Source organism: Paenibacillus marchantiae (genome assembly GCF_028771845.1).
GTDB classification, from domain to species: domain Bacteria; phylum Bacillota; class Bacilli; order Paenibacillales; family Paenibacillaceae; genus Paenibacillus; species Paenibacillus marchantiae.
In genome coordinates this window covers 6,653,390-6,679,028 of the sequence record NZ_CP118270.1, presented here as the reverse complement: position 1 = coordinate 6,679,028, position 25,639 = coordinate 6,653,390, and the positions used below count along the sequence as shown (strand labels likewise).

The 25,639-nt window shown below is 46.8% G+C and carries 22 protein-coding genes and 1 pseudogene; 19 read left to right on the top strand and 4 right to left on the bottom strand.

Annotated features, from left to right (window positions below; all coding sequences use genetic code 11):
• The first annotated feature begins 12 nt into the window (after positions 1 to 12).
• The 15 genes from cymR (at position 13) to PTQ21_RS29935 (ending at position 16,517) form a co-directional block, all read left to right on the top strand.
• On the top strand, positions 13 to 432 hold the full coding sequence (cymR, locus tag PTQ21_RS30005; protein WP_063566846.1) for a cysteine metabolism transcriptional regulator CymR: 420 nt from the start codon (positions 13 to 15) through the stop codon (positions 430 to 432).
• 125 nt (positions 433 to 557) lie between these two features.
• Positions 558 to 1,709: a cysteine desulfurase family protein gene (locus PTQ21_RS30000; protein WP_072734758.1), complete on the top strand. Its 1,152-nt coding sequence runs from the start codon at positions 558 to 560 to the stop codon at positions 1,707 to 1,709.
• A gap of 164 nt (positions 1,710 to 1,873) precedes the next feature.
• A complete protein-coding gene (locus PTQ21_RS29995) occupies positions 1,874 to 2,395 on the top strand; it encodes a PRC-barrel domain-containing protein (protein ID WP_024633069.1) in 522 nt (173 codons plus the stop codon).
• Positions 2,396 to 2,405: 10 nt separating this feature from the next.
• Positions 2,406 to 2,615: a hypothetical protein gene (locus PTQ21_RS29990; RefSeq protein ID WP_024633070.1), complete on the top strand. Its 210-nt coding sequence runs from the start codon at positions 2,406 to 2,408 to the stop codon at positions 2,613 to 2,615.
• A gap of 251 nt (positions 2,616 to 2,866) precedes the next feature.
• The gene (locus PTQ21_RS29985; protein ID WP_063566848.1) at positions 2,867 to 3,934 is read left to right on the top strand and encodes an AI-2E family transporter; all 1,068 of its coding nucleotides are present in this window, start codon (positions 2,867 to 2,869) and stop codon (positions 3,932 to 3,934) included.
• A gap of 421 nt (positions 3,935 to 4,355) precedes the next feature.
• Positions 4,356 to 6,986 carry an alanine--tRNA ligase gene (gene alaS / locus PTQ21_RS29980; RefSeq protein ID WP_090953820.1) on the top strand — a complete coding sequence of 877 codons (2,631 nt, stop codon included), beginning with the start codon at positions 4,356 to 4,358 and terminating at the stop codon, positions 6,984 to 6,986.
• A gap of 242 nt (positions 6,987 to 7,228) precedes the next feature.
• Complete coding sequence (locus PTQ21_RS29975) at positions 7,229 to 7,489, top strand: IreB family regulatory phosphoprotein (protein ID WP_024633073.1); 261 nt, start codon at positions 7,229 to 7,231, stop codon at positions 7,487 to 7,489.
• Between the two features lie 125 nt (positions 7,490 to 7,614).
• On the top strand, positions 7,615 to 8,031 hold the full coding sequence (ruvX, locus tag PTQ21_RS29970) for a Holliday junction resolvase RuvX (protein WP_063566850.1): 417 nt from the start codon (positions 7,615 to 7,617) through the stop codon (positions 8,029 to 8,031).
• A gap of 12 nt (positions 8,032 to 8,043) precedes the next feature.
• A complete protein-coding gene (locus tag PTQ21_RS29965; RefSeq protein WP_024633075.1) occupies positions 8,044 to 8,343 on the top strand; it encodes a DUF1292 domain-containing protein in 300 nt (99 codons plus the stop codon).
• Positions 8,344 to 8,658: a DUF1292 domain-containing protein gene (locus PTQ21_RS29960; protein WP_024633076.1), complete on the top strand. Its 315-nt coding sequence runs from the start codon at positions 8,344 to 8,346 to the stop codon at positions 8,656 to 8,658.
• A 79-nt stretch (positions 8,659 to 8,737) separates the two neighbouring features.
• Positions 8,738 to 9,778, top strand: coding sequence for an endolytic transglycosylase MltG (mltG, locus tag PTQ21_RS29955; protein WP_274568260.1), 1,041 nt, complete (start codon positions 8,738 to 8,740; stop codon positions 9,776 to 9,778).
• A 15-nt stretch (positions 9,779 to 9,793) separates the two neighbouring features.
• Entirely contained in the window at positions 9,794 to 10,723 is a 930-nt protein-coding gene (locus PTQ21_RS29950; RefSeq protein WP_064635862.1) for a peptidase U32 family protein, read from the top strand.
• Between the two features lie 17 nt (positions 10,724 to 10,740).
• A complete protein-coding gene (locus tag PTQ21_RS29945) occupies positions 10,741 to 12,069 on the top strand; it encodes a peptidase U32 family protein (protein WP_274568258.1) in 1,329 nt (442 codons plus the stop codon).
• Positions 12,070 to 12,304: 235 nt separating this feature from the next.
• Positions 12,305 to 14,587, top strand: a complete 2,283-nt coding sequence (locus PTQ21_RS29940; RefSeq protein ID WP_274568257.1) for a methyl-accepting chemotaxis protein — start codon at positions 12,305 to 12,307, stop codon at positions 14,585 to 14,587.
• Positions 14,588 to 14,708: 121 nt separating this feature from the next.
• Positions 14,709 to 16,517: a peptidoglycan D,D-transpeptidase FtsI family protein gene (locus PTQ21_RS29935; RefSeq protein WP_063566854.1), complete on the top strand. Its 1,809-nt coding sequence runs from the start codon at positions 14,709 to 14,711 to the stop codon at positions 16,515 to 16,517.
• Here PTQ21_RS29935 and PTQ21_RS29930 read toward each other — a convergent pair.
• Entirely contained in the window at positions 16,496 to 17,692 is a 1,197-nt protein-coding gene (locus PTQ21_RS29930) for an AI-2E family transporter (protein ID WP_063566855.1), read from the bottom strand. The two genes, PTQ21_RS29935 and PTQ21_RS29930, sit on opposite strands and share 22 nt — an antisense overlap.
• A gap of 186 nt (positions 17,693 to 17,878) precedes the next feature.
• On the opposite strand from PTQ21_RS29930, the gene PTQ21_RS29925 reads away from it, so the two are divergent.
• Positions 17,879 to 19,279: a polysaccharide deacetylase family protein gene (locus PTQ21_RS29925; RefSeq protein WP_063566856.1), complete on the top strand. Its 1,401-nt coding sequence runs from the start codon at positions 17,879 to 17,881 to the stop codon at positions 19,277 to 19,279.
• A gap of 107 nt (positions 19,280 to 19,386) precedes the next feature.
• Here the strand turns inward: PTQ21_RS29925 and ilvD are convergent, their stop codons facing one another.
• The 3 genes and pseudogenes from ilvD to PTQ21_RS29910 all read right to left on the bottom strand — a co-directional run bounded on the left by ilvD (position 19,387) and on the right by PTQ21_RS29910 (position 22,802).
• Positions 19,387 to 21,072: a dihydroxy-acid dehydratase gene (gene ilvD, locus PTQ21_RS29920; RefSeq protein ID WP_063566857.1), complete on the bottom strand. Its 1,686-nt coding sequence runs from the start codon at positions 21,070 to 21,072 to the stop codon at positions 19,387 to 19,389.
• Positions 21,073 to 21,388: 316 nt separating this feature from the next.
• Positions 21,389 to 21,637 (bottom strand): annotated as a pseudogene (locus PTQ21_RS29915) (KGG domain-containing protein); the annotation flags it as partial.
• 112 nt (positions 21,638 to 21,749) lie between these two features.
• On the bottom strand, positions 21,750 to 22,802 hold the full coding sequence (locus tag PTQ21_RS29910) for an acyltransferase family protein (RefSeq protein ID WP_274568252.1): 1,053 nt from the start codon (positions 22,800 to 22,802) through the stop codon (positions 21,750 to 21,752).
• Between the two features lie 221 nt (positions 22,803 to 23,023).
• On the opposite strand from PTQ21_RS29910, the gene PTQ21_RS29905 reads away from it, so the two are divergent.
• From PTQ21_RS29905 to PTQ21_RS29895, 3 genes are all read left to right on the top strand, one after another.
• Positions 23,024 to 23,989 carry a sugar kinase gene (locus PTQ21_RS29905; RefSeq protein WP_063566859.1) on the top strand — a complete coding sequence of 322 codons (966 nt, stop codon included), beginning with the start codon at positions 23,024 to 23,026 and terminating at the stop codon, positions 23,987 to 23,989.
• Between the two features lie 86 nt (positions 23,990 to 24,075).
• Positions 24,076 to 24,741, top strand: coding sequence for a bifunctional 2-keto-4-hydroxyglutarate aldolase/2-keto-3-deoxy-6-phosphogluconate aldolase (locus PTQ21_RS29900; protein ID WP_063566860.1), 666 nt, complete (start codon positions 24,076 to 24,078; stop codon positions 24,739 to 24,741).
• Positions 24,742 to 24,831: 90 nt separating this feature from the next.
• Complete coding sequence (locus PTQ21_RS29895; RefSeq protein WP_090953810.1) at positions 24,832 to 25,596, top strand: alpha/beta fold hydrolase; 765 nt, start codon at positions 24,832 to 24,834, stop codon at positions 25,594 to 25,596.
• Positions 25,597 to 25,639: the final 43 nt, after the last annotated feature.

Below are 25,639 nucleotides of genomic sequence, written 5' to 3'. Positions count from 1 at the left end.
GAGGTGACTCCTTTGAAAATATCGACAAAGGGCCGTTATGGGCTCACAATCATGATGGAGCTGGCAGCCAGAACAGGCGAAGGCCCTACATCTTTGAAAAGTATTGCCGAGCGCAACCAGCTCTCGGAGCATTATCTGGAGCAATTGATCGCTCCCCTGCGTAATGCAGGACTGGTCAAGAGTATCCGTGGCGCCTACGGCGGTTACATTCTGGCAGGCGATCCTGCTACCGTAACGGCAGGGGATGTTATTCGTGTACTGGAAGGTCCAATCTCTCCAGTGGATTTCACGGAGGAAGATGATCCGGCGAAGCGCGATTTGTGGTTGCGCATCCGTGATGGCATTGCAGAAGTATTGGATTCAACAACGCTGAAGGATCTGATTACATTCCAGGATCAGGAGCAAAAAGACAGCTACATGTTCTATATCTAATATAGTTGATGATGAGCATCACAGACGACACACTAAAGCCCCCATATTTGGGGGCTTTAGCCGTGCAACAAGCTTCTTTAATGATTTGAAAATATGGAAGTCCAACATATAACGGGGTGAAATCAATGAAAAGAATATATTTGGATCACGCCGCATCGACACCTATGCACCCACAAGTCGCGGAAGCGATGATGAAAGTTATGACAGGGCAATATGGCAATGCATCAAGTATCCATGCCTTTGGGCGTGAAGCCAAACGGACCGTCAGTGGAGCAAGGGATGTCATTGCGGCGTCTTTGGGTTGTTTCCCAGATGAACTCGTATTTACCGGAGGCGGCACGGAAAGTGACAATCTGGCGATATTTGGCGCAGTTTCAGCGAGAAATGAACGGGGACGGCACATCATTACAACGGCCATTGAGCATCATGCGGTACTGCATACTTGTCAGGAGTTGGAGCGACAAGGCTATGACGTGACCTATTTGCCTGTAGATGAGTACGGAAGAATACGTTTGGAAGAGCTGAAAGATGCCATCCGGCCAGATACAGTGCTGATCACCATGATGTATGCCAATAATGAAGTGGGTACGATTCAGCCTATCCGCGAAATTGGTGAATTGGCCCGTCAACATGATATTTTGTTCCATACCGATGCAGTTCAGGCTCTTGGCACCCAGGAAATTTCCTGCAAGGAACTGCCTGTGGATCTGATCAGCTTCTCTGCTCATAAAATTAATGGTCCTCAAGGTGTGGGTACACTATATGTACGGCGCGGAATTGTGCTGGAAGCGAGATCTCATGGTGGCCTTCAGGAACGGCAGCGACGGGCGGGTACCGAGAATATAGCGGGTATCGCTGGTTTTGCGGAGGCGTTGAAAATATCAGGAGAACAAGCGGATGCGCGCCGTGAACATGATCTGGCATTGCGATCATTACTTCTGGAACAATTGGAGCAGCATGTAGGGTTGGAGCATTTCCACGTCAACGGACATCCGGAATATACGCTGCCCAATATCCTGAACATCAGCTTTCCGGAAGTTTCCACAGAGACGATGCTCATGAATCTGGATATGGAAGGCATCGCAGTTGCGAGCGGTTCGGCATGTACTTCCGGTTCCCTCGAAGTATCCCATGTACTCAAAGCGATGAAGCTGCCGGAGACATTTTTGCATTCCGCGATTCGTTTTAGCTGGGGGTTGGGTAATACTACGGAAGAAATCATGATAACCGCCGAAAAAATTGGAACCATTCTTGGGCGACTGCGTAATAGAGCCTAAGGGGCTCTTTGCACATGGAACAGAAGGAGGGAAGAAGTTCCATTTCATCGGTTGGATAGAAGCGGTTTTGATGATCGGCGTCTGATTGCCACTCATCAACTTTGGGCATACCTAGCAATAGCGCCGCGACTATTTAATGATAAGAAGATGAGGAGGACCCTGCGATGAAGCTTCAGGAAATGATCGGACTTGCCGTTTTTGACGTTGAGGATGGAAAGCAGGTCGGTAAAATCCAGGATTTCATTGTGAATGACGATTGGAAAATTGAAGGCATTGAACTTGAAAACAAAGGCCTGTTTACCAGTCATGTCAAAATCGTGCAGTGGCAAGATATCGTTGCCTACGGCGAAGATGCCGTCATGATCCGTAATCAACAGGCTGTCCGCAAAACGGGAGCCGACGACATAAAACACACGTACCTCCTCGGCCAGTCTAAATTGAAGGAGATGTCCGTGCTCACCGAAGAAGGTTTGCTGCTTGGACGTGTCTCTGATGTTTATTTTGACCAGGAGTTGGGAAATACAATAATAGGGATTGAAATTACGGACGGTTTTGTGTCCGATTTGATTGAGGGCCGCAAATGGCTGCCATGTACAAGCGATATGTCTATTGGGGAAAGTGCCATTATGGTGCCGCCGCTGAGTGAACAGCGCTTGGAAAATGCCATTCATTCTGTTAATGGATAGGTGAATGAATATGAAATGTCCAAACTGTAGTTCCAAAGATATTGGGAAAATCGGTTCCCACCAGTTTTATTGCTGGGGATGCTTTATCGAATTAACAGTGAACGGTGAGAAAATGTCCGTATACCAAGTGGAAGAAGATGGCACGCTCAGCTCCCTCGATGATCTGTTCTTCGGGGAAGAGCTGCCGCAAGACTTCCCTCATCTTCATGCTTCTTCTTAATAAGAAGCATAACTTCTTCTATATGCGGTTTCATGACAAAGACTGTCATTGAATGCTGTCATGAAATGATGACAGATGTATATAGCTGCGGTTACATAGTGGTTCAAGGGAACTTGTATGAATATATGCTAACCCGGATCACAAGATGCGTCTCCTTCGTTATGAAGGAGACGCTTTTTTTGTGTGTTAATAAATATTCCCTTCCTTACATATACTGACTTTCAGAGCCAGTCCAAAAGGGAGAGATGCAAGTGGAGCAATTAACCAAAAACAAGCTGTTCCGTTATGCCATCTGGCTGCTACTCGGATTGATTATTCTATATTTTATATGGCTGCTGCGGCCATTACTGCTTCATATATATGGATTTTTGAAAACAGTGCTGGCACCATTTATCGTGGCCCTCATCATATCCTATGTTCTCAATCCGATTGTAAGCATGCTGGGAGGGCGCAAAGTCCCTCGAACCATTGCCGTGCTGTTAATCTATGCTTTTTTCCTCACCTGTATCGGGGTCATCCTGATGAATGTCATTCCGGTGTTGATTGAACAGTTGGAGGAACTGAACGAGCATATGCCTGAACTGTCGATGCGTGCTCAGAGTCTGATGAACAATATGGATCACAAATTGATGCCGCCAAGTGTGCGTACAGGTATGAACAGCTGGTTTTTCCAGATGGAGGATCGGCTGACCCAGGGGATCACGAAGCTGATGGATAATATCGGGACAACCATTAATGTGTTGTTCAACGTGTTTATCGTGCCATTTCTCATTTTCTATATGTTAAAAGATTTTGAGGTGTTCGAGCGTACGATTGTGGCGTACCTGCCCCGCTCACGGCGCAAGGCCATTGTTTCGGTTATGAAAGAGATTGACACGGCCTTGGGAAACTATATTCGCGGACAATTTATCGTCTGTGTGATTGTGGGCATCTTTGCCTACATTGGTTACATGGTCATTGATATGCCTTATGCACTGCTGCTCGCGAGCATTGTCGCTGTATTTAACATCGTGCCTTATTTGGGGCCGTTTCTTGGAGCTGCTCCTGCAGTGGTGATGGCGTCTACGGTATCGTTCAAAATGGTGCTTTTCGTTGTTATTGTGAACACACTGTGCCAGGTGCTGGAGAGCAACGTCATCTCCCCTCAGGTGGTAGGGCGGACTTTGCATTTACATCCGTTGTCGATTATCTTCGCGCTCCTTGTGGGAGGCGAACTGGCGGGCATAGTAGGTCTCATTCTAGCGGTGCCAGTTTTTGCTGTTCTGAAGGTCATTGTGCAGCACTTTTTTGCCTATTACATCAAAAGAAGAACGGACTAATCGTAGCAACAGTCTGGTCCTAAAGGGTGCGTTGACACCATATAGGCATATCGATATAATGGAGGGGTATGTTTAGAACAAGAAATCGATGATGAAATGAAGTACGCCGAGGTTCCTTTCCTCAGAGAATAGACTTCTTCGGATCAGATGTAATCTGAGCCCGATGGCTGGAAGAGTCTTGAAAGTTGAAGCGGCGGAAAGCTAATTTCGGAGTGCAGGACAACCCTGCCGGGAGCGACCGTTATTTCGCATCAACGAGGAGATTGTTTGTTTCATCTGCGGATGAACAGCAATAACCAGGGTGGTACCGCGATTACAATCGTCCCTGACTATCAGGGGCGTTTTTTGTGTTTATTTTTACTTGTTAACAACCCGGAGCGAATACGCACCGGACTATTATAATTAATTGGGGGCACTCCGTATGAAAGCCAGTGAAATCCGGTCCAAATGGATAGAGTTTTTTGCAAGTAAAGGTCACAAAATCGAGCCAAGCGCATCGCTTGTACCTCATAATGATCCATCCCTTCTGTGGATCAATGCGGGTATGGCACCGTTGAAACCGTATTTTGACGGTCGGGAGAAACCGGAGAATCCACGTCTTGCCAACTCCCAAAAATGTATTCGTACGAACGATATTGAAAATGTCGGCAAAACTCGCCGTCACCATACGTTCTTCGAAATGCTCGGTAACTTCTCCATCGGAGACTATTTCAAGGAAGAGACGATTACTTGGGCATGGGAATTTCTCACAAGCAAAGAATGGATCGGTTTTGATCCGGAACGTCTCTCCGTAACGGTATACCCGGAAGACGAAGAAGCTTTCAAACTGTGGAACGAAAAAGTAGGCTTGCCTGCTGAGCGTATCATCAAACTGGATGAGAACTTCTGGGATATCGGCGAAGGTCCGTGTGGACCTTGTACCGAAATCTTCTATGATCGCGGCGAAGCTTATGGCAACGACATGAATGATCCCGAGATGTATCCAGGCGGGGAAAATGAACGTTACCTCGAAGTATGGAACCTGGTATTCTCCCAGTTCAATCACAACAAGGACGGTAGCTATACACCGCTTCCGAACAAAAATATTGATACAGGCGCAGGTCTGGAACGCTTTGCATCCATTCTGCAAAATGTGGATTCCAACTTTGACACAGATCTGTTCCAACCAATGATTCAAAGAACAGCGGCTCTTGCCGGTGTGAAATATAATGACAGCGTAGAGATTGACGTTGCACTTAAAGTCATTGCCGACCACATTCGGACCGTTGCCTTTGCTGTGGGTGATGGCGTTCTGCCAAGTAATGAAGGACGCGGATATGTCATTCGCCGTTTGCTCCGCCGTGCCGTACGTTACGGAAAAGTACTGGGACTGGACCGTCCATTCCTATATGAACTGACAACGACTGTTGGTGAAGTAATGGGGATGTACTACCCGGAAGTCGTGGACAAACAGGAGTTTATCGCTAAAGTGATCAAAACCGAGGAAGAGCGTTTCCACGAAACACTCACAGATGGTCTGGCTATTCTTGCGGATATCAGCGGCACAGCCAAGTCCGAAGGACGTACGGTTATTAGCGGGCCTGAAGCATTCAAACTATATGATACGTACGGTTTCCCGTTTGACCTGACAGAAGATTATGCAGCAGAGCATGGTCTGACGGTAGATCGTGAAGGTTTTGATGCTTCGATGCAGAAGCAGCGTGAGCTGGGACGTGCAGGACGCCAAGAAAGCGAGAGCATGAAGGTTCAAGGCGGACCGCTTGCCGATCTTGCGGTTAAAAGCGAGTTTGTTGGTTATAATGACCTGTTGACGGAAGCAAAAGTGGTAGCCATCGTTGCTGGTGACGCACTGGTAGACTCCGTAAGCGAAGGACAGACATGCCAGGTCATCCTTGATAAGACTCCGTTCTATGCGGAAAGTGGCGGACAAGTGAGTGACCAGGGCTTGCTGCGCGGAGCCAGTGTAACGGCGAAAGTGCAAGGTCTGTTCAAAGCTCCGCTGGGACAACACGTACATCTGGTGACTGTAGAGTCCGGTGAACTGCGTGTGGGTGATGTGATTAAAGCTGAAGTGGATGCGTCCAAACGCGGCGATATTATCAAAAACCATACCGCAACTCATTTGCTGCACAAAGCGCTCAAAGATGTGCTCGGAACGCATGTCAATCAGGCAGGATCACTCGTAGAGCCTCAACGTCTGCGCTTTGACTTCTCGCACTTCGGCAGCATTACGCCGGAAGAATTAACAGAGATCGAGCGTCAGGTAAACGAACAGATCTGGAATCGTCTGAACGTAAACATTGAACTGAAAGCTATTGATGAAGCTAAAGAAATGGGTGCAATGGCACTGTTCGGTGAAAAATACGGCGATATCGTACGTGTGGTACAAGTCGGAGACTATAGTTTGGAACTTTGTGGCGGCTGTCACGTAAACAATACATCAGAGATTGGTATCTTCAAGCTGGTGAGCGAGAGCGGAATCGGCTCCGGCGTACGTCGGATCGAAGCTGTGACTGGCCGTGGCGCGTATCTGTATGTAGAAAGTCAGCTTGAATTGCTCAAACAATCCGCATCCCTGCTCAAAGCAAATGTGGCGGATGTTCCTAAACGCATTGAAGGTTTGAATCAGCAATTGAAAGAAGCTGCGAGAGAGACTGAATCACTGCAAAGCAAACTGAGTGCCATGGAAGCAGGCGCATTGACAGATCAAGTGGTACAAGCAGGAAATACACAATTGCTTGCAGCTCGTGTGGATGCTCCGAACATGGATGCACTGCGTACAGTGGCTGATGAATTGAAAGTAAAACTGCCTAATGCAGTACTCGTACTGGGTGCTCCATCTGACGGCAAAGTGAATTTTGTTGTAGCTGTCCCTGCTGAACAAGTAAAACAAGGGCTGCATGCAGGTAAAATCGTCAAGGAAGTTGCGGCAGTATGCGGCGGCGGAGGTGGCGGACGTCCTGATATGGCGCAAGCCGGAGGCAAGGATGCAACCAAGCTGGATGAAGCGTTGAAACTGGCGGTTTCACTGGTTAGCGGGCATATTGCATAAATCCATTGAGCGGCTTTCAATCTTCAAAATATAAATCGAAATGGTTCTGTTCGTTTATATTTTGTACCCAAGAGCGAGTGGAATCGAATGATGCAATATGCTGAAGCCAGTAAAGGACAAGCAAAAAACACAATTGGCTTATCCTTTGTTTACTTGTGGCAGTCAGAATATGTTATTATATAAGCAGAAATCAATTCGGCAGGACATGGTCCCCATGTTCATGCAGGAGCGAGGTGTCATCAATGGACTCCATGGATAAGACGGTTAAATTTAATGTGAAAGCCGACGAGCAGGAAGCATCCTCCAAAGAGATTCTTCTCACGGTATATGATGCACTGGTGGATAAGGAGTATAATCCTATTAACCAGATTGTCGGGTATCTGATTTCTGGAGACCCCGCATACATCCCTCGTCACAACAATGCACGCAGTCTGGTCCGTAAAAAAGAGCGCGATGAGCTGATTGAAGAGCTTGTTCGTTCTTATCTGGCCAATCACCGGTAATGTACATCGCTTCCGCTGTGATGCAGCTATGCAGGCAGCGGGAAATGAACCGACAGAAGACAGCCTGAAGCTTGAGAAGGCGATTATTAATCGACCTAAGCAGGCTTGAGGATGGGAGAGCATGGATGAAAATATTAGGTTTGGACTATGGGGACCGAAGAATCGGAGTTGCCGCTAGTGACGCCTTCGGTTGGACTGCCCAGGGATTGGAAGTACTTGAACGCCGCCGGGATGAAGGTGAGTTCGTTCGGATTGCTGAACTTGTGCGTGAGCATGAGATTGGCGAGATCGTAGTCGGACTTCCCAAAAACATGAACGGCACCGTAGGGCCGCGTGGTGAAATATGCATCGCTTTTGCCGACCGCCTGCGGGGCGAACTGAATTTACCTGTTCACCTTTGGGATGAACGGCTGACAACCATGGCAGCAGAACGAACGTTGCTTGAAGCGGATGTCAGTCGCAAAAAACGCAAGCAGGTTGTGGACAAAATGGCCGCAAGCTTGATTTTGCAAAATTATTTGGATGCCAATAGTAAAAGGTGAGGGGGATCAACAATGGCTGAAGATCAACTGGGTATGGAAGAAGAATCGGAGATTATTTACATTGCGGATGACGAGGGTAATGAAGAGGAATTCGAAGTCATCATGAAATTCGAAGTGGACGGTTCGGAGGCCAAGTACATGATGGTTGCTCCGGTTGAACCCGAAGATGGAGAGACGGATGTTTATGCATTCCGTTATGAAGAAGAGGGCGACGATATTAAACTTTTCGTCATCCAAGATGATGCCGAATGGGATATCGTCGAGGAGACGTTTAATACATTTCTTGCAGAAGATGAAGAGGAAGCGAACTAAATGACAGAATACAGCCGCGAAGACTTGAAATGGACAGATTCGCTGCGTCTGGCTTTTGGTGCTCACGTTGAGCTGGAAGAAGAGAACGGTAAATCGCATCCGTATGACCTGTTGGCTGAGTTTGAAGTGAAGGGCCAACAGTATGCGGTGCTCCGCAGTTCATTACGTCCTTATGACGAAGTTGAACTTCTGCGGGTTTTACCGGGAAGTGAAGGCCAGATCATGCCGGAATTAGTTACGATTGACGATGATGATGAGTGGGAGAACATCTCTGAACTGTATGATGAGTGTACACTCCCGATTGACGAAGATTGATTGATCAGCTTCAAATTGAAGAAACCGGGAGGGCGGAGAAGTCCGCTCTTTTTGGTTGTGTAAAGGAGTTGTGTCTTTTTTGAAGGGAAAAGCGGTTTTAGTCTTTCTGCTTATCATCGTGGTTGTTGCTGGAGGCGCAGGCGTATATGTCTGGAACATGATGCGTCCCGTGCAAGCATCCACAGAACCGATCGTTTTCGAGATCAAGAGCGGGTCAGGAACTTCCAAAATTGCCGACCAGTTGGAGCAGGAAGGTCTGATTCGAAGTGGTTTAGCCTTTAAGGGATACCTGAAATGGAAGAAAAAAGGATCGAATTTTATGGCAGGTACATATTCCTTAAATCCAGGTGTGTCATACGATGAGATTATTAATAAGTTGAGTAGTGGCGAAGTTGTACCAGAGGAAATGGTGAAATTTACGATTCCGGAGGGTTATACTGTTCTGCAAATGGCGGGTAAGCTTTCTTATGAGCATGTCGTAGATCGAGATGAATTCATCAAGCTGGCTAATGATCCTTCGGCCTTTGATGTAGATATCGTCAAAAATATTCCAGTGGATGAAGAACTTCGCTACGTATTGGAAGGGTATCTGTTCCCGGAAACGTATGAGCTGAAAAAAGGAAGTTCCACGCATGATGTGATGCAACGGATGCTGGAAGAATTTCAGACCAAGATTAATTCCATTCCTGATTTGGAAGCCAAGCTCCAAGAGAAGAACCTTTCCCTGCATGAACTGCTGACCATTGCGTCACTGGTGGAGAAAGAAGTTGTAGTGGATGAGGAACGTGCTCTGGTTGCCGGTGTAATCTACAATCGGATTAATCAGGATATGAAGCTGGAGATTGATGCTACCGTGCAATATCTGCTCGACAAGCCGAAGGAGCGGTTGTTTTTCAAGGATCTAAAGGTGCAAAGTCCCTATAATACGTATCTGAATAAAGGCTTGCCACCAGGTCCAATTGCCAGTCCAAGTCTTCCGTCCATTGAGGCAGCGCTAAATCCGGAAGCTTCGGAGTATCTGTTCTATGTGACGAAAAAGGATGGCTCGTCTGGACATCTGTTTGCCAAAACGTATAAGGAACATCAGCAAAATATAGCCAAAAGTAAGGCTGCGCAATAAGCGGAGGGGATGTATATGAGTACGAAACATGAACTGCTCGTTACGGCGGCAAATGTGAAAGAGGCAGAGGTGCTGCTCCAAGCAGGAGCAGATGCTTTGTTAATTGGGGATGATCGCTTCGGCATGCGTCTTCCCGGCAGCTTCAGTGTGGAAGAAACAGCAGAGGTCGTTGCCGTTGCAGCGAAACATCAGGCTCGTGTATACGTGTCCATGAACAATCTGATGTCCAACGAGCTGCTAAAGGAATTACCTGAATATGTTCAAGCACTGGGTAAAATCGGTGTACATGGGGTGGAGTTCAACGATCCATCTGTGCTCGCCGCTATTAAGGAGCATGCTCCGCATATCCAGCTGCACTGGAACGCTGAGATGACATCGACCAACTATGCAACAGCCAACTACTGGGGAACTAAAGGAGCGAGTCGTGTCGTGCTTGCTCGGGAGCTGAATATGGACGAGCTTACAGAGATGGTTCCATTTCTGAAGGTGGAAGCTCAGGTTCAGGTACATGGCATGACGAACATTTATCATTCCAAACGGAGTCTGGTGCAAAGTTATATGTCCCATCAGGGGCGTCCTGTAGAGGGGCATTTGGGTAAAGAGCGTGGTTTATTTCTGATCGAGGCTGAACGCCGGGATGAGAAGTTCCCGATCTATGAAGATCTGAACGGAACTCACATCATGAGTTCGGAGGATATTTGTATTCTCGAAGATCTTCATCTGTTGATGGAGGCCGGGGTACACAGCTTCAAAATCGAAGGCATGTTAAAATCGCTTGCGTATAACGAAGCTGTTGTACGTGCATACCGTATAGCTCTGGACAGTTATGCAGCTGATGCCGATGCTTATGCATTTTGTGAAGAATGGCTGGACGAGGTTCGTCAGTTGCAGGACCCTGAACGGGAATTGTCGTTTGGATTTTTCTATAAAGAACAGGTGTATTAATAGACGAGGTGAACAACATGGAAACAGTGGCGGTACAGCGGAAGTTCTCGGGTAAACGTAACCGTCTGGACAAACCGGAGCTGCTTGCTCCGGCGGGCAACCTGGAAAAACTTAAATTTGCAATCCATTATGGTGCAGATGCTGTGTATATCGGTGGACAGGCATACGGATTGCGTTCCAACGCGGATAACTTTAGCTTTGAAGAGATGCGTGAAGGTGTGGAATTTGCTAAAAAATATGGAGCTAAAGTTTTCGTGGCAACCAATATTTATGCGCATAATGAAGATATCGAAGGCATTCAAGCGTATTTGCAAAACTTGTATGATGCAGGAATTGCAGCTATTATCGTAGCAGATCCAGCAATTATTGAAGTGGCTCAGCGTGCCGTACCGGGTCTGGAAGTGCATTTGAGTACACAACAATCCACTCTGAACTGGCAAGCTGTGAAGTTCTGGAAGGATGAAGGCCTTCCACGCGTCGTTCTCGGACGTGAGACAAGCTTTGAAGAAATTGAAGAAATCAAGGCCAATGTGGATATCGAGATCGAAGCCTTTATTCATGGAGCGATGTGCTCGTCATATTCCGGACGTTGTGTGTTGTCCAACCATTTTACGGATCGGGACTCCAACCGGGGTGGCTGCTGCCAATCCTGCCGCTGGAAGTATGATCTCTTTGAAGATGCCCGGGAAGATACCGTGTGGGTCAGCGAAGAAGAAATGCAACTGCAGGCACCTGCACCATTCAAATTGGGAGAGAACCAGCTACCCCTATTTCAGGAGCAGGACAATTCTTTTTCCATGGGTTCGAAGGATCTGTGCATGATTGGGCATATTCCTGAGTTGATTGATGTTGGTGTGGATAGTTTCAAAATCGAAGGACGCATGAAGTCGATTCACTATGTGGCTACCGTGGTTAACGTATATCGTCAAGCTATTGATTCTTATATGGCTGACCCGGATAACTATGTATTGAAGCCTGAGTGGGTAGAGGAAATGAACAAGGCAGCGAATCGTCCACTGAATACCGGATTTTTCTATGATACACCGGATCATGAGGACCACATCTATGAACCGGAAGAAAAAGCGGTACCTTTCGACTTTGCTGGATTGGTGATGGACTATGATGCGGCTACAGGAATGGCGACCATTCAACAGCGCAATCATTTCAAACCTGGACAGGAAATCGAATTTTTCGGTCCGGGAGGCCACTTTTTCAAACAGGTGGTTGGGGAACTGCAGGATGAAGAAGGCAATGTGCTCGATGCAGCTCGTCACCCGTTACAGCGTGTAAAAATGAAGGTGGATCAACCTGTTTCCTACTTTGATATGATGAGAAAAAAGAAGTAGGTTCAAATGCCTAGTTTTTAACAAAATAATATTATGTTTTAACAATATAGTGTTATAAAATTTACAAATTTGACCTCCGTATATCGGTATATGGGGGTCTTTTTTTTATAGAAAAATAGGAAAAAAGTTGTAATAAATTTCGAAAAAACGAAAGGGGAAAGGAGAAAGCTGTCGAATACTACATATTTATAGGGGAGAGAAAGAAAAATCCAACAAGTAAATTACTGGCAGGTGAATGGGATTGGTTCAAAAGAAGCAGAAGGACAGTGGGGAAGAGTTGACAACACCCGAGAAGGTTAAGCCCGAGAAGGTTCAGAAAGTGAAGAAAGAAAAAGGTGTTAAAAGTAAGACAGGGGATGCCTCAGGCAAAAAGTCTTTTACATTGGGCTCAGGTAAGCTGAAGTCGGGGTGGAACAAGACCAAAAACCAGTTGAAGAAGCAAAACTGGAAAAATGTTGGGGGAACCACGTTTACACAGATTAAGAAGGCTAATCCGGTTAAATCGGTAGGCGTTAAGCTGTTTTTGGTCTTTTTTGTAGGAATCATGTTTTTTGTTATTGGTTTAGGTCTATTATCCTATGCTAAAGCCAAAGATACGATTGAGAAGAATGCATCCCGATCAAATCAGGAAACGATTGAACAAACCAAACAAAAAATGGACATTATCCTGGAACGGTTTGTAGACACATCTACACAAATTTTCTTCGATCCGGAAATGCAGTCCTTGCTTCAAAAAATGTCTGATAAGAATTTGTCAGCATATGATACGTTTGTGAATTCAAGCTCCATCAACAAACAATTATCGAATATTGCTTTTACGAATAAATCTATGGAAGCGATTTATCTTGTGCCTACAGACGAAACAAGGTCTACCATGGGCACAGGTAACAGTAGTTCTTCCATGGGCGACATTCGGAATGAGAGCTGGTACAACGAGTTGGTACAAGCAGGTGGATATCGCTGGCTTCCAACGGAAGTCAAAGAGGATGGCAGCACACCAACGTTCCGAATTGCCCGTTCAATGAAGAACCTGCAGGGGACAACCCAGTCCTATGTGTTAATCATTGAATTGAAATTGGAGGTTCTGGAGCAGCAATTGAAATCACTTGACTTGGGTGAAGGCGCAGTCCTCCAGCTCATTGCTCCGGACAACAAGGTAGTAGCTTCAACGATTGCTGATCGTACAGGGAAAGATACAGATTTGGCATTTATAAAAGAGTTGAAAGAAAAATCCGGCAGCACGAATACGGAGTATACGGTGGATGGAAATTCAACCAATATGCTGGCTTCATACAGCACCATGGATACATCCGATTGGAAACTGATTGGGATGGTTCCAACTTCGATCCTGGTGAAAGATGCCAAGGGTATTCTTACACTGACTTTGTGGATGGCATTGATTGATGCCGTTATTGCGATACTGATCGGTATTTGGATGGTTCGTATGATTGCCCGCCCAATGGGCAAATTGAAAGATCTGATGCAAGAAGGTGCAAAAGGGAACCTCAAGGTGCGTACACCTTATAGCTCCCAGGATGAAATTGGCCAATTATCGGCTGCATTCAATCTGATGATGGAGCAAATTACGAAACTCGTGGAGCAAACCAACCGATCTGCACAGGAAGTATTGGATACTGCTTCTGAGCTAAGCAGTGCATCCAAGAAAACAGCAGTCTCTGCTTCAGAGATTGCCGTTGCCACTGAAGAAATTGCAGGTGGAGCAAGTAGTCTGGCAACAGAAGCGGAGCGTGGAAATGAATTGACCGACAATATCTCCCGTCAGATGGAGAGTGTGGTCGCCGCAAATGAACAAATGGGTGATTCAGCCCGTCATGTAGAGAAATCCAGTCAGACAGGTACTCAGCATCTGAACCAGTTGATGACCAAAACACAGAAGACAGAAGAAATGATTGGTGCGTTGGTAAACAAGGTGGATTCCTTGAAAGAGAGCACATCCTCTGTTCTGAAGGTGCTTGACGTCATGCAGAATATTACCAAACAAACGAACATTCTCTCCTTGAATGCAACAATTGAAGCCGCTCGTGCCGGTACAGCTGGACGCGGATTCATGGTGGTAGCAAATGAGGTTCGTCAGTTGGCTGAACAATCCAGACAGTCCATTGATATGGTTGGCGACATTACCGACAAGATTATGACCGAAATGAATGAGACGGTAGATCAATTGTCTGCGGCTTATCCGTTATTCAAGGAACAGATGGATGCTGTTAAAGATACCAATGTAATATTTGCTTCAGTACAGCAACAAATGGGTGCTTTTGTTGAGAGTCTGAGCATGGTCACTGGTTCAATCGGAGATTTGAATCAATCTCAAGGGACGTTATCCGAAGCGATGAGTAATGTCAGTGCTGTAGCTGAACAATCTTCTGCAACGTCCCAGGAAGTTGCCTCCTTGAGCAGTGAACAACAAAATATCAGCAATCAACTGGTGAATTTGTCAGCAAAACTGGAGAATGTTTCGACAGAATTGAAAGATACATTGTCTCGCTTTACAGTATAATTCGAACCTATTTGATTCATTGAGAAGCCTGTCCCTTAAAGGGGCAGGTTTTCTTGTTGTTACCGGATAATTCCATTCTGAATGTAGAATACTATGCCAAAACGCTGAACGGGGTGGCCAGATGCATGTACAACTGAAACGGCGCATTTATATTGCATGTATTCTTCTTACGGGTTTATTCGCTTTGCTTATGATTCGTTTGGTTTGGATTCAGGGCATTCAAATCAACCGCACGATGCCTGGATTTCAACGTACTGTTCGTGAGATGTCCGTATTGCAGCGAGAACGAGGGGTTGTACTGGATACGGGACGAGGACATTTTACTGATTATAAGGGGCAACCCCTAACAGGCAAGCTGGAATGGGGATTGGTCCTTTTTCCGCATCCAGATCAAACAAGTCATTCATATCCATCTACAATGGCAAATTCGGAAGTTAAGGAATTGGCAGCTCTATTACATACCGATACGAAGTCGTTACAAAAGGAATGGAATCAAGGGAACGCACCCCATTTCTGGACAGCAGGTGCCAACCAGCCGATTACGTTGACCGAATCCCAGGTTGCCCGACTACGTATATTGAAGGCAGACGGCGCAAGTGTATATCCTCTCATGACACGTTATGGACAAGCCACTACGGGTATGCAATGGTTGGGTTATCTTGCTGAACAGCCTGGATTTCCGAACGCACAGTCGCGTCATAAGAATGAGGTGAAGCAGCCTTTTGCCATGAAATCTGGAGCAGCTGGGTTGGAAAGAACAATGGAACCTTTATTGATGGGCATTGGGCCGACCCTGTTAACACGTATGGTTACAGGTTCAGGAGAGGTTATTCCAGAATTACAGCCGCGTGTGATTGCACCATCAAATACACACTACCCATTGCGTGCGGAGACGACGATCAATATCGATGTGCAGCAAGGGATAGAGCAGATTGTGAAGAAGTCCGGAATGAAGGAAGGGGCTATCGTTGTGCTGGATGCAGCCAATGCAGACGTGCGTGCAATGGTTTCGGCACCGTTCTATAATCCGCAGCATGTAGACCCTAAACAAACGGCTTGGTCGAATCGTGCCGTGCAGGGGGCTGTACCGGGTTCCATATTCAAAATCGTTACAGCAGCGGCCGCGCTGGAATATCACGCAGTATCCAAAGGGGAGACTTTTCATTGTGGTGGCGAGTGGGGGAAATATGGTCTGTCCTGCTGGAAGGAGCATGGGCATGGGACATTGAATCTGGAGCAAGGGTTTGCCGAGTCCTGCAATATTGTATTTGCTGAAACTGCTCGTCGGCTCAGTATGGAGCAGTTGGAACGTACGGCAGATGCTTTGGGATTGGCACGTCCAGTTGGCTGGGAGGGAAAGCAAATCGCAGGAATGACGGTACTGCATCATTTTGATCATGAGGACGCAGGAAGAGTGAGACTGCCATCCGTCTCTCCTCAGGATGAAGGAGTCAAGGTACAGACGGCTATCGGTCAGCGGGACGTTCTGGTGACTCCATTACAAGCGGCTAATCTGATCGTTACGCTCTTGCATGATGGCAAGGTGAGTGCTCCACGCCTTGTTCAGCGTATCCGATATGCCGATGGCGATACGATGCTGGATATGCCGATGCATGATTCACCATCTTCGGCAGGACGGATCTCTCCAGCTACGGCGCATCAGCTGTTATCTTGGATGAAGAAGGTTGTCAGTGACGGAACGGGAAAATCCCTGCAACATGCACGGTGGCAGGTGGCAGGGAAGTCAGGCACAGCACAGGTACAGCAGCATGGAGAGAAACGTAACCATCAATGGTTTATCGGGTATGGACCTACGGAACAACCCAAATATGCTGTAGCTGTCCTTGTCCAAAACGTTGCTCCAAGCAGCCGTCATCAAGCAACGGCGATGTTCAGAAAAGTGATGGACTATTTGGCTGAATCCTCATGATTACCGGGAGGAGCAGGTTCTTGCACCGAAGGCTCAGTATTCATACCAGAGGTGGTGCTACCCGGTGTGTCCATCACTAATGGGGAGGATTCGAATTCATCCTTCGGCAAGTGAATCCATTGCTGGAGATATCCTTGTTGCAGTAGTTCTTTGAGCAGAATCAGCAGCACCGGAGACAATACCACACCGGCCAGACCAAAGACGGAGAGCGAGATCAGCATAAAAGAAAGCATCAAGTATGCGGAAGAGACTCCGATTGAATTACCCGATATTTTGGGCTCCAGCAGTTGGCGTGTCAGCATGGTTACAGCAAGGACTACAATTAAGCCAATCGCAAGGCTACTATTCCCCACAATGAACAGATACACAATCCACGGAATGAATATAACTGGAACACCCAGCAAAGGTACAAGGTCAAAAACGGCGCAGATGGCTGCGATGGTGAAGGCATTGGCAGTTCCAAGAATCAACAAGCCTGCATAAATCAATACAAAAGTAATCAGCATCATAATCATTTGGGCCTTCAAATACGAACGGATCGTCTTGAACACATGATTACGCATAAATTCAAGAGCCAGCTTCAACGTTTTTGGTGTTTTGGCCCGGGCAAATTTCCGCCAGGATTCAATCTCGATACTGAGAAAGAACGCGAGAATAATGGCAATCCCGAAATTAGTAATAAAGGAAGAAAATGAACTGAGAAAACCGATGACGATTTGTGCACCGCTGGTCACCCATTTGGACAGGAATCCGGTCAGTGTAGCAAAATAGTCACTAACCTTCTCGGTTATTCCGTCAGGTAAAGCATCGGACTTGTCCTGAATAAAATAAACCAGATTGGTGAATTCACGCTGGACCATCTCGATATAATAAGGAAAATTATCCTGCAAATTAGAAATTTGGGATACGATAATTAATCCCAATCCAAAAAAGGCAGCAACAATAACAGCAAGAAACAACAAAACCGAAATAGCGGCGCCCAAGGTTTTGGGCAATCCTTTGCGGTGCAGAAATCTTGCCAGGGGTTCGATCATCCAATACACTATAAATGAAAGAAAAACTGGCGCAGCCAATTGATATAATCGACTGAATCCGTACATGATAAAGTACACGGTTAATACGAGCAGCGCAATGTCAAAGACGGTGCGCCCATATTTTTTGTAAAGCGGCAGCATGGGCAGGGCTCCTTTGTTGGTCATTAAGGTAAAAATTAGGATGCATTTATTGTACACGAAAGCTATCTTTTTGGGAAAAGAGGATTCAAGAAAAGGCTGAATTATGATAAAATTAAAGGCGGTTTATTTTGGTTAGTGCTATATTATGGCACGGTAATTCAGCAAGAGAAGCGGGGAGTTTGTAGCATGACAAATTTACTTCAGAGCATATTACTGTGGTTATTGTACATTTCATCGTTTTACGCCTTTATTCCGAGTTTAGTTAGCAGATTTTTCGGTTTTCGTGTGTTCAGGCGCGGGAGAAGTGAGACGGAGTTTTCCTTAACCTTTGATGATGGGCCGGACCCGGAATACACACCCAGATTGCTTGATTTACTACACCAGTATGGGGCAAAGGCAACGTTTTTTGTAGTCGGGGAGCATGCAGCCCGTCATCCCGAACTCATTCAGCGTATACATGAGGAAGGTCATCTTCTCGGAATTCATAATTATATTCACAAAACGAATTGGTTGATGCGGCCGCGTACGGTTCGAGATCAGATTCAACGAACAGGTCAGATTATTCAGGAGGTTACGGGGGTAAGAACTTGTTATTATCGTCCACCGTGGGGGATTATGAATCTGTTTGATTTTTTCAGTAAAAAAGATCGTCGGATTATTCTGTGGTCGTCCATGTTTGAGGACTGGAGAAGTAGTGTAGGCGTTGAGAAATTGACAGAACGAATGTTGAAGGAGCTAAGGGGCGGAGAGGTCATGTTGCTGCATGATCGAGGGACTACCCTCGGCGCTGATGCACACGCGCCGGAGCAGATGCTCCAGGCGCTCGAAGTCGTATTGCAGGAGGCAAACAGGCAGCAGTTGCACAGTGTACGCATCGATACGTTGATGGGAGGCGTTACGGTGAGCGAATCTAAAAGTACAAATCAACCACAAACACATTTATCACCTTGGAAACGGATGGTTGTTGCTTTGTGGCTAGGATGGGAGAAGTTGTTTCATTGGGTATACCATCTGCATACAGCGTCACCGGAGGACCCATTGCTGCATTACCGCTCCCGCGTATATCATGGAGCATTGGTTGAAATGAATGACGGTCATGTGATTCGTAACGGAGATCCGGTTATTGAACTTCATTTTGATAATAAAAAGCTTTTCGATCTAGGTATGACTTCACGCTCAAGTATGCATCTGGCCATTCGCATGATTCGGGCCATGGAACAGCAACTTCCTGATTTGGCCCGGCAGGTCGCTCTTGAACCTGAACTTCGTTCAGCCAAGGCTCTATACGGTGTGAGCATGATTAACCGGGGACCGGAGAAATTCGGGTTTACGGTTCGGGAGTTGGCTCCTGGGCCGTTCAGTTCTGCATCCAAAGTGTATCTGAAACTTCTGCTAAGCGTCATTCATCCGGCAGGAACGAAACGTCTGAAGCAGCGATCCGAACAATTGGTTCCAAAAATGATTGCCATGCCGCTTGACGTGTTGCTGGATCGATATGGTCAGCACGCATTGGTAGCTGCAACGGCGGAACAGTCCTCTGAGGAATTGTTGGTTCCTGAACAGGATCTTGTACCTGAACGAAACTGATTGCGAAATGAATAAAGAAAAGGGTTGCCCTTCGCCGAAGTCGGCTGAAGAGCAACCCTTTATTTATGTTTCCGATATAGAAATTCACCGGATATCTCATACTTGAATTAGATACTCAGTACGCCGCCGTTGCTTGCATTCGTTACCAGTTTGGAATAACGAGCGAGGTAACCGGTTTTTACTTTCGGTTCAAAGCCTTTCCAACCTGCGCGACGACGTTCGAATTCTTCGTCACTGATATGCAATTCGATGATGCGGTTGTTCAGATCAAGTTCAATGATGTCTCCTTCTTCAACAAAAGCGATTGGACCGCCTTCAGCAGCTTCTGGAGAGATATGTCCGATACTGATTCCGCGGGATGCGCCAGAGAAGCGTCCGTCGGTGATCAGACCTACTTTGGCACCAAGGCCCATACCTACGATTTGGGAAGTAGGAGCGAGCATCTCAGGCATACCTGGTCCGCCTTTTGGTCCTTCATAACGGATAACGACAACATGTCCTTCTTTTACCTTGCCGTTTGCAATGCCTTCGAGCGCTTGTTCCTGGGAGTCGAAGCAAATAGCAGGACCTTTGTGATATCCACCAACCGAAGCGTCAACAGCACCAACCTTGATGATGGCGCCTTGTGGTGCAAGGTTACCAAACAATACAGCCAAGCCGCCTTTTTCGGAATGCGGGTTATCCAGGTGGTGGATGACATTGGTATCTTGGATTTCCTGACCTTCAACGTTCTCACGGATCGTTTTACCTGTTACCGTGATACAGTCGCCATGAATTGCACCTGGTTTCTTGAGCAATTCGTTCAGAACTGCACTTACGCCACCCGCATTGTGAACGTCTTCGATGTGAAGATCGGAAGCAGGTGCCAATTTTGCCAAGTGAGGAACGCGGTTAGCAACTTCATTGATTCGCTCGATTGGATACTCGATGCCTGCTTCATGAGCCAGTGCCAATGTATGAAGTACCGTATTCGTGGAACCACCCATAGCCATATCCAGTGCAAAAGCATTGTCGATGGCTTCTACAGTAACGATATCGCGTGGTTTCAGATCCAATTTGATGAGTTCCATCAGTTGTTTAGCGGATTGTTTAACAAACTCACGACGCTCAGGAGCAACAGCCAGGATGGTTCCGTTACCTGGCATAGCCAGTCCCATCGCTTCAGCCAGACAGTTCATGGAGTTCGCAGTGAACATACCGGAGCATGATCCACATGTTGGACAGCCGAACTGTTCAAGTTCAAGCAAGCTCTTATCATCGATTTTACCAGCTTGATAAGCACCTACGCCTTCAAAAACGGAGGTCAAGGACAGAGCTTTACCATTGCTGTCACGACCTGCCTTCATTGGACCGCCGCTGACAAACACGGTAGGGATATTACAGCGGAGTGCGCCCATCATCATACCTGGTGTGATTTTGTCACAGTTCGGGATACATACCATGCCGTCGAACCAGTGTGCAGATACAACGGTTTCCACGGAATCCGCAATAATGTCACGGCTTGGCAGCGAGTAACGCATACCAATGTGTCCCATGGCGATTCCGTCGTCAACTCCGATGGTGTTGAATTCGAATGGAACGCCACCGGCTTCACGAATAGCTTCCTTTACAATTTTACCGAATTCCTGCAGGTGGACATGGCCGGGCACGATATCGATGTAAGAGTTACATACGGCAATAAATGGTTTGCCAAAGTCCTCTTCTTTAACGCCCGCTGCGCGGAGCAAACTGCGGTGCGGTGCACGGTCAAAACCTTTTTTGATCATATCGGAACGCATCTTCTTGGCTGACATGGTGTATTTCCCCCCAAATTTATAATATTGAGCAACATGAATGGAAATATAAATGGCAGTGCATCTGTCGTTTAATTTCATCCGTACTCTAAAAAAATTGACCAGTGATACTGGTTTCGAGCTTCCCGTAGTTTGTGAAGTTCTTTGCTGCTTTAAACCCGTGAACAACCCGGTTTTTCTATAGAGTCTATCACAACCGTCGTCATAATTCTACAATTCAATAGAAAGAAGCTTCAATCCATTAGTGGAATGAAGCTTTCTTGATTTGATGCACTGCATCAGGTGATCTTTCACCGCTACCTATGGGGATAGACTAACTGCTCCCGCCTTTGCGGCCAATCTCCCGATAGAATTCTTTATTATGAGTTTCTGAAGTTGCTTCTCCACCCTTGCGTCCAATTTCCTTATAGAACTGAGAATCATGCGCATCTGAAGTCGCTTCTCCACCTTTTTTACCTATCATTTGGTAGAAGCTCCGATCATGCTTTTTGGATGTGGCCTTGCCACCTAATCTACCCGCTTCCTCGCGACTCATTTTGTGTTCAGACGTCTGTGGACGTGCCATTACAAATCACTCCTTATATCATAAGTAGATTGTTGTAGCGCGTATTCCTACTTACCACAACATTTCCAGCCTGAAACAAGTCGATTTGAATGGAAAGGAGCAGGATTTCAGTTTATCTAAACCAGGATGCTGAACGTTTTAATACCCCCTGATGGTTGAAGTGAAAGCGGGAAATATCGGGCTCAATGAGAGGGCGAAAGGCATGACGGACGGCTGGGTGGGCCAGCGTTATAGCGAACAGTAACGCAATGGAGACAATCACCGGAATATACAAGCTGGTCTCCAGATAGTTGTAAACCCCGGACCAGACCGCCAAGCGAACGAGAAATCCATGTAAAAGGAACACATACAGAGTGCGTCGTCCCAATTCAGTCAATCTGGATGTTAATGAAGGGACCCAGGCGAGAAATAATGCTCCTGATCCAATTTCAAGTGCATAGATTCCGAGGCGGTAAATTCCTGCAAACCACTCATGATGTCCAAGCTCTGCATAAGTCATGCTTCCCAGTAACCAGCCTGGTGAAATGTTGAACCCTCCGAGTCCAATCCAACCAAGAAGAGCAGCAGATAACGTAGCTGCAATTCTTCGGCCCCAGCAGGATCGCAAATGGGAGCGGATGGACGCTCCGTAGTCATACCCGATAACAAAGAAAGGAAGGAACACAAACGTTCGGCTGAAGCTCAACCAGAAACCATCAAAGGGTAAATATCCGGCACATACTCCCAGCATCACGGCACCCAGTAATCTATAGATCGGCTTCCAGGAGAGTGTAAGACGAAGCAACAGCCGCCAGCAGAAATGACTTGCCAGAAACCAGAGCAATAGATAAGGTGCAAAGAAAGACAAACGCATATGCGGTGTGTGGAATACGGTGAAATCCATTACTGCATACAGAGACTGAAACAGAAGGTATTGTAATGCAATCTGCTTAAGCACGTTACGGCCAGATGTACCTTTGAGTGAATGTCTGGCGAAGTAGCCGGTTACCCATACAAACAGCGGCATGTGAAACGTATATATCCACAGAAACAGAGCCTCTGCTCCTGCAAAACGCGTAATGATTGGTTCGAGAGCATTGCCTGCTAGTACACAGACAATGAGCATGAAGCGCAAGTTGTAAAAAAAGGAATCCTGATCTTTGTGAATGATGGTCGGTTTGTTCATGTTGTAGCCCCCCTGATAACCCTTGGCGATTGCAATCTGCTTCTGTAATAAGGGTAATATGGATGTGTAACATTCATTGTGATATATTTCACAATAGTAAGCGCTATCCTTTCTCAAAGCTGTGACAACAAAATGAACGCTCCGGGATTGACAACGGTTGCATAGAGGCTGACAATGGGGAAAGAAGATGAGAAATTGTAAATATAAGGAGGGGAGAATTCATGTCGACGAATACCCGCCCTAGCCCTGAAATTGTTACGTTTGGCGAAAGCATGGGTTTGCTGACAGCAAAGGATACAAGAGGTCTCGAATATGCAGCGACATTAGACAAATCATTTGGCGGCGCAGAGAGTAATCTGGCTATTGGTGTATCACGGCTTGGGCATACCAGCGGCTGGTTTGGCCGCCTGGGTAATGATCCGATCGGTAACATGATCTTGAAGGCAATTCGTGGTGAAGGTGTAGATGTATCCAGAGCAAGGATGAGCGACAAAGAGCCCACTGGTTTGATGATTCGTGAGAACGCTTCCGGGAAAGCCTCGGTGCACTATTATAGGAAGCTATCCGCTGCAAGTGCGATTACTCCTGAAGACCTGGACACGGATTATATTGCGGGTGCGCAAATCCTTCACGTTACAGGCATCACCGCAGCAATAAGCGCGTCGGGACTTGCTACTGTTGAAGCTGCTATACATATAGCTAAGCAGGCTGGTGTGAAAGTGAGTTTTGATCCGAATCTGCGTCTTAAACTGTGGTCAGCTGAAGAAGCGCGTCCTGTTCTGCTTCGTCTGGCTGAGCAAGCGGATTATTTCTTGCCGGGTCTGGACGAGATGAAACTTCTGTATAACGAAGAAGATGATCAAAAAGTCCTTGAGCGTTTGTCCGCTATGAATGCAGTCTGTATCGTGAAGGGCGGCCCTGATTTGACCTACGTATTGGTGAATGGTACCCTAACGGAAGTTCCGTACTTCAAGGCAGATCATGTCCTGGATACGGTTGGGGCAGGAGATGGATTCTGTGCGGGCTTTTTGTCCGGCCTTATTAAAGGATATTCTCCGCAGGAGGCGACCCGTCTCGGGAATTTGACCGGTTCCATGGTAATACAGGCTGTTGGCGATTGGGAGGCGCTCCCGACGTGGGAGCAGGTCGAGGCCAAGCTGAACAATGTAGCTCATGTTGAGCGCTAGTCGCTGCTGATATCATATATGTCTCATCTTCGTTCATTAATGTAAGGCTTGTAAAAGACAACCACATTGACAAGGGAGAGAATGAAATGAAGAAGCTTCAGCTGCTACAAAAAATAACGGATAGTGGGGTTGTTGCGGTTCTGCGTGCAGATTCTGCTGATCAGGTTATCGCCATGGCCGAACAAGCCATCGCGGGTGGCATCAAGATTATCGAGATTACGATGACGGTACCTAGTGCCCTCAAGGCCATCGAGAAATTAAGCCGTGTATACCATTGGAACACGCAAGATCCAGAGAAATTTGCCATTATTGGAGCTGGAACAGTGCTTGAACCCCAGACAGCGCGTGCCGCGATTATGTCAGGTGCCGAGTTTGTTGTGGGTCCTTCCCTGAACCCGGACACTGTGAAAATCTGCAACCTGTACCGGATTCCGATTCTTCCAGGGGTAATGACCATTGCGGATGTTCAACGTGCATTGGAACTTGGCGTGGATATTGTGAAGTTGTTCCCCGGTAATCTCTACGATCCGTCCATTATCAAAACGATGAAGGGACCTATGCCACAAGCAAATTTTATGCCGACTGGTGGGGTGTCCTTGTCCAATCTAGGTGACTGGATCAAGGGAGGCGCTGTTGCTGTAGGTATTGGCTCGGACCTTACAGCGGAAGCAGTGAAGACGGGGGACTTGAGTCATGTTCGCCGCAAAGCGGAACAATATATGGATGCTTACCGCAAGGCCAAGGCTGAATAGCGATGAATGATGGAGAAGGGGAGCCTCAGGAATGAAGGCTCCCGTTCTGCAAGCCGCGGCACCTGCGGAAGTGCAGAAAGGTGATGAACGTTGAGAAACCGATATAATACAGGGCGCAAGAAGAGGGGCATCGGGAAATTCCTGCTCGTTCTTCTGGCGCTCATTGTCATTGGATGTGGGTTTGTGGCCTGGAAGCTGTTTACGCCTTATGGACCACAGGAGGTGGCTCAGACAGCCATGGAAACTGCAAATCAGGTGACTGTAACTGAAAAAGACAACTGGATTGATTTTGTACCGGACAAATCTGTTGGGGTGAGTGTTATTTTTTATCCAGGTGGATTGGTTAAACCGGAAAGTTATGCACCTCTTGCCCATGAACTTGCGGCAGCAGGACATCATACCATTATTGCAAAAATGCCTTTTAATCTGGCGGTAATCAAGCAGAATCTCGCAGATGATATTATTAAAGCCTATCCAGATGAACAATTTGTTATGGGAGGGCATTCTCTTGGTGGATCAATGGCAGCACGTTATGCTGCTTCCCATCCAGATGCACTTCAGGGCATCTTTTTCCTCGCATCTTATCCGGATGAAAAAGGCAGTGTGAAGTCACTGGGGATACCCGCGTTATCCATCTTGGGTACGAATGACGAAGTTGTGAATGCAACAAAGTATCAGAATGGTCGGGCATATTTGCCAGAAGATACGGTGTATTACACCATTGAAGGTGGTAACCATTCGCAGTTTGGTGACTATGGCCACCAGAGCGGTGACGGCGAAGCTGGGGTCAGTGAAGAGGAACAACTGTCTCAAACGGTTAAAACGACTGTGGGCTGGCTGGATACAATCAAGTAAGCTGCAATTTCAACGGTGAATGGAACGAATCCATAGCAGATGG